Below are 5535 nucleotides of genomic sequence, written 5' to 3'. Positions count from 1 at the left end.
TCTCCCACAAGGTCCCCCTTGCAGTACCATCGGCGCTGAGAGTCTTAGCTTCCGGGTTCGGAATGTGACCGGGCGTTTCCCTCTCGCTATAGCCGCCGAAACACTCTCGATAACACAACGGTTACCACACATGTCACGGTGCGCAACACATAAAAGTGTTGATCAAGCACAGTATTGAATTATTCGTGCAGCCCCGACCGTACATCGGGAACCACTCAGTGGACGCGGAACATCAGGCCACTCATACCAGCCTTACAACATGTATGAGTGTAGTGATTATCAAGTTATCGGCTTATTAGTACCGGTCAGCTCCGAGAGTCTTTAGTCCTCTCTTCCACATCCGGCCTATCAACCCAGTCGTCTGGCTGGGAGCCTCTCGCCCGAAGGCGTGGAAATCTCATCTCGAGGCCGGCTTCCCGCTTAGATGCTTTCAGCGGTTATCCATCCCGAACGTAGCTAATCAGCGGTGCTCCTGGCGGAACAACTGACACACCAGAGGTTCGTCCAACCCGGTCCTCTCGTACTAGGGTCAGATCCTCTCAAATTTCCTGCGCGCGCAGCGGATAGGGACCGAACTGTCTCACGACGTTCTAAACCCAGCTCGCGTACCGCTTTAATGGGCGAACAGCCCAACCCTTGGGACCTACTCCAGCCCCAGGATGCGACGAGCCGACATCGAGGTGCCAAACCATGCCGTCGATATGGACTCTTGGGCAAGATCAGCCTGTTATCCCCGAGGTACCTTTTATCCGTTGAGCGACAGCGCTTCCACAAGCCACTGCCGGATCACTAGTCCCGACTTTCGTCCCTGCTCGACTTGTCAGTCTCACAGTCAAGCTCCCTTGTGCACTTACACTCGCCACCTGATTGCCAACCAGGTTGAGGGAACCTTTGGGCGCCTCCGTTACTTTTTAGGAGGCAACCGCCCCAGTTAAACTACCCACCAGGCACTGTCCCTGAACCGGATTACGGTTCGAAGTTAGATATCCAGAGTGACCAGAGTGGTATTTCAACAATGACTCCACGAACACTAGCGTGCCCGCTTCACAGTCTCCCACCTATCCTACACAAGCCACACCGAACACCAATACCAAGCTGTAGTAAAGGTCACGGGGTCTTTCCGTCCTGCTGCGCGTAACGAGCATCTTTACTCGTAATGCAATTTCGCCGAGTTCGCGGTTGAGACAGCTGGGAAGTCGTTACGCCATTCGTGCAGGTCGGAACTTACCCGACAAGGAATTTCGCTACCTTAGGATGGTTATAGTTACCACCGCCGTTTACTGGGGCTTAAATTCTCAGCTTCGCCTTACGGCTAACCGTTCCTCTTAACCTTCCAGCACCGGGCAGGCGTCAGTCCGTATACATCGTCTTGCGACTTGGCACGGACCTGTGTTTTTAGTAAACAGTCGCTTCCCACTGGTCTCTGCGGCCCTACCACGCTTCCCGGAGCAAGTCCGTTCACGTGTCAGGCCCCCCTTCTCCCGAAGTTACGGGGGCATTTTGCCGAGTTCCTTAACCACGATTCTCTCGATCTCCTTAGTATTCTCTACCTGACCACCTGAGTCGGTTTGGGGTACGGGCAGCTAGAACCTCGCGTCGATGCTTTTCTTGGCAGCATAGGATCACCGGATCATGCACTTACGTGCTCCCCTTCAGCTCTCAGCCTTATATGAGAGACGGATTTGCCTATCTCTCGGCCTACAACCTTGGCCTGGGACAACCATCGCCCAGGACCGATTACCTTCCTGCGTCACACCTGTTAATACGCTAACCGCACCAGAACGGGATCGAGCGTTAGACCCAGCGCATCACCCCGAAGGGATCCGTCACCAGGCTTAGGACTCTTAGCACTACTGGATTGGTTTGGGCGGTTCTTCGCCGGTACGGGAATATCAACCCGTTGTCCATCGACTACGCCTGTCGGCCTCGCCTTAGGTCCCGACTTACCCAGGGCGGATTAGCCTGGCCCTGGAACCCTTGGTCTTTCGGAGGACGGGTTTCTCACCCGTCTTTCGCTACTCATGCCTGCATTCTCACTCGTGTAGGCTCCACGGCTGGTTTACACCGCCGCTTCACTGCCCACACGACGCTCTCCTACCCATCAACACCACTGAACCAACCCGTCAAGCGGGCGGCTTATGTCTATACGTCAATGCCACAACTTCGGTGGCGTGCTTGAGCCCCGTTACATTGTCGGCGCGGAATCACTTGACCAGTGAGCTATTACGCACTCTTTCAAGGGTGGCTGCTTCTAAGCCAACCTCCTGGTTGTCTAAGCAACTCCACATCCTTTCCCACTTAGCACGCGCTTAGGGACCTTAGTTGGTGGTCTGGGTTGTTTCCCTCTCGACGATGAAGCTTATCCCCCACCGTCTCACTGCTGCGCTCTCACTTACCGGCATTCGGAGTTTGGCTGACGTCAGTAACCTTTTAGGGCCCATCGGCCATCCAGTAGCTCTACCTCCGGCAAGAAACACGCAACGCTGCACCTAAATGCATTTCGGAGAGAACCAGCTATCACGAAGTTTGATTGGCCTTTCACCCCTATCCACAGCTCATCCCCTCCATTTTCAACTGAAGTGGGTTCGGTCCTCCACGACGTCTTACCGTCGCTTCAACCTGGCCATGGATAGATCACTTCGCTTCGGGTCTAGGACATGCGACTGAATCGCCCTATTCAGACTCGCTTTCGCTACGGCTACCCCACACGGGTTAACCTCGCCACATATCGCTAACTCGCAGGCTCATTCTTCAAAAGGCACGCTGTCACAGCTACAAGGCTGCTCCAACGGTTTGTAAGCAAACGGTTTCAGGTACTATTTCACTCCCCTCCCGGGGTACTTTTCACCTTTCCCTCACGGTACTTGTCCGCTATCGGTCATCTGGGAGTATTTAGGCTTATCAGGTGGTCCTGACAGATTCACACGGGATTTCTCGGGCCCCGTGCTACTTGGGATACCTCTCCAGCCGTCCGCGCATTTCGACTACCGGGCTCGCACCGTCTCTGGCCAGGCTTTCAATCCTGTTCGTCTATACGCATCCGTCACTGCCAATGTCCGGCAGAACATTATGAAAGGTCCCACAACCCCGACCATGCAACCCCTGCCGGGTATCACACATGACCGGTTTAGCCTCATCCGGGTTCGCTCGCCACTACTACCGGAATCACTGTTGTTTTCTCTTCCTGTGGGTACTGAGATGTTTCACTTCCCCACGTTCCCTCTACCCGCCCTATATATTCAGGCGGGAGTCACCACATCACCTCACGGCGTGCAGCGGGGTTTCCCCATTCGGAAATCCTCGGATCACAGCTTGTTTATCAGCTCCCCGAGGCTTATCGCAGATTACTACGTCCTTCTTCGGCTCCAGATGCCAAGGCATCCACCGTTTGCTCTTAGAAACTTGCTAATCACATGAGTATCAATCGAATCATCACACCCCAAAAGGGTGCAAGAAAAATTGACCAATGACCTCCACACTCCCCCCGAAGGAAAAGCATAAAGGCTCTTGTTTGTGACCCAACCCATAAAGGGTTGAATCTAAGATGCTCGCGTCCACTGTGTAGTTCTCAAAGTACGGGCGGCACCCCTCCCGCCGGCCAGTAATGCCGACACCAAGAGGCCCAACGACCCAAAAAACAGGTCAGACCAAAAAATGGCCCAGAAGTCCCATCCGAAACCCTCAGGTCCCGGCCTGGTCCCTCAGGACCCAACAACGTGCGCGTGCCCCCACAACCAACCCCGAACCGTTCCAACCGCAAGCGGTGTACTAACTCCAAAATCAGCGCAAAAGCACCATGTCAATGTTCCACCCATGAGCTACCACGCGGACACATTCGGTCCGATCATGGTACTGGACCAGCAAGCTGGTCAGTTGCTCCTTAGAAAGGAGGTGATCCAGCCGCACCTTCCGGTACGGCTACCTTGTTACGACTTAGTCCTAATTACCGATCCCACCTTAGACGGCTCCCTCCCACAAGGGGTTGGGCCACCGGCGTCGGGTGTTACCGACTTTCATGACTTGACGGGCGGTGTGTACAAGGCCCGGGAACGTATTCACCGCAGCGTTGCTGATCTGCGATTACTAGCGACTCCGACTTCATGAGGTCGAGTTGCAGACCTCAATCCGAACTGGGACCGACTTTTTGGGATTCGCTCCACCTTACGGTATCGCAGCCCTTTGTATCGGCCATTGTAGCATGCGTGAAGCCCAAGACATAAGGGGCATGATGATTTGACGTCGTCCCCACCTTCCTCCGAGTTGACCCCGGCAGTATCCCATGAGTTCCCACCATAACGTGCTGGCAACATAGAACGAGGGTTGCGCTCGTTGCGGGACTTAACCCAACATCTCACGACACGAGCTGACGACAACCATGCACCACCTGTATACGAGTGTCCAAAGAGTTGACCATTTCTGGCCCGTTCTCGTATATGTCAAGCCTTGGTAAGGTTCTTCGCGTTGCATCGAATTAATCCGCATGCTCCGCCGCTTGTGCGGGCCCCCGTCAATTCCTTTGAGTTTTAGCCTTGCGGCCGTACTCCCCAGGCGGGGAACTTAATGCGTTAGCTGCGACACGGAGACCGTGGAATGGCCCCCACATCTAGTTCCCAACGTTTACGGGGTGGACTACCAGGGTATCTAAGCCTGTTTGCTCCCCACCCTTTCGCTCCTCAGCGTCAGTTACGGCCCAGAGATCTGCCTTCGCCATCGGTGTTCCTCCTGATATCTGCGCATTCCACCGCTACACCAGGAATTCCAATCTCCCCTACCGCACTCTAGTCTGCCCGTACCCACTGCAGGCCCGAGGTTGAGCCTCGGGATTTCACAGCAGACGCGACAAACCGCCTACGAGCTCTTTACGCCCAATAATTCCGGACAACGCTTGCACCCTACGTATTACCGCGGCTGCTGGCACGTAGTTAGCCGGTGCTTTTTCTGCAGGTACCGTCACTTTCGCTTCTTCCCTACTAAAAGAGGTTTACAACCCGAAGGCCGTCGTCCCTCACGCGGCGTTGCTGCATCAGGCTTTCGCCCATTGTGCAATATTCCCCACTGCTGCCTCCCGTAGGAGTCTGGGCCGTGTCTCAGTCCCAGTGTGGCCGGTCACCCTCTCAGGCCGGCTACCCGTCGTCGCCTTGGTGAGCCATTACCTCACCAACAAGCTGATAGGCCGTGAGTCCATCCTTGACCAAAAAATCTTTCCACCCCCTCACCATGCGGCGGAAGGTCATATCCGGTATTAGACGCCGTTTCCAGCGCTTATCCCAGAGTCAAGGGCAGGTTACTCACGTGTTACTCACCCGTTCGCCACTAATCCACCCAGCAAGCTAGGCTTCATCGTTCGACTTGCATGTGTTAAGCACGCCGCCAGCGTTCGTCCTGAGCCAGGATCAAACTCTCCGTAAATGTTCAAACCCGACAACCCCGAAAGGCCACCGAGACATTCAAATACGCAACCCCACCGGAATAGGCAAAGCCACGCGAGTTCGAAACTGACAGAACAAATCACAACCAGCCCAAAGACCAGTCACT

General features: G+C 54.9%; 3 rRNA genes. All 3 read right to left on the bottom strand.

Annotation, left to right across the window (positions count from 1 at the left end):
* Positions 1-100, bottom strand: a 5S ribosomal RNA gene (gene rrf / locus ACYVF5_RS16625); the annotation flags it as partial.
* 175 nt (positions 101-275) lie between these two features.
* Positions 276-3408, bottom strand: a 23S ribosomal RNA gene (locus tag ACYVF5_RS16620).
* A 476-nt stretch (positions 3409-3884) separates the two neighbouring features.
* A 16S ribosomal RNA gene (locus ACYVF5_RS16615) occupies positions 3885-5409 on the bottom strand.
* Positions 5410-5535: the final 126 nt, after the last annotated feature.

Source organism: Okibacterium endophyticum, assembly GCF_054780075.1.
Note: the sequence above shows the minus strand (reverse complement) of the source record. Positions and strands in the feature narration are given on the sequence as shown.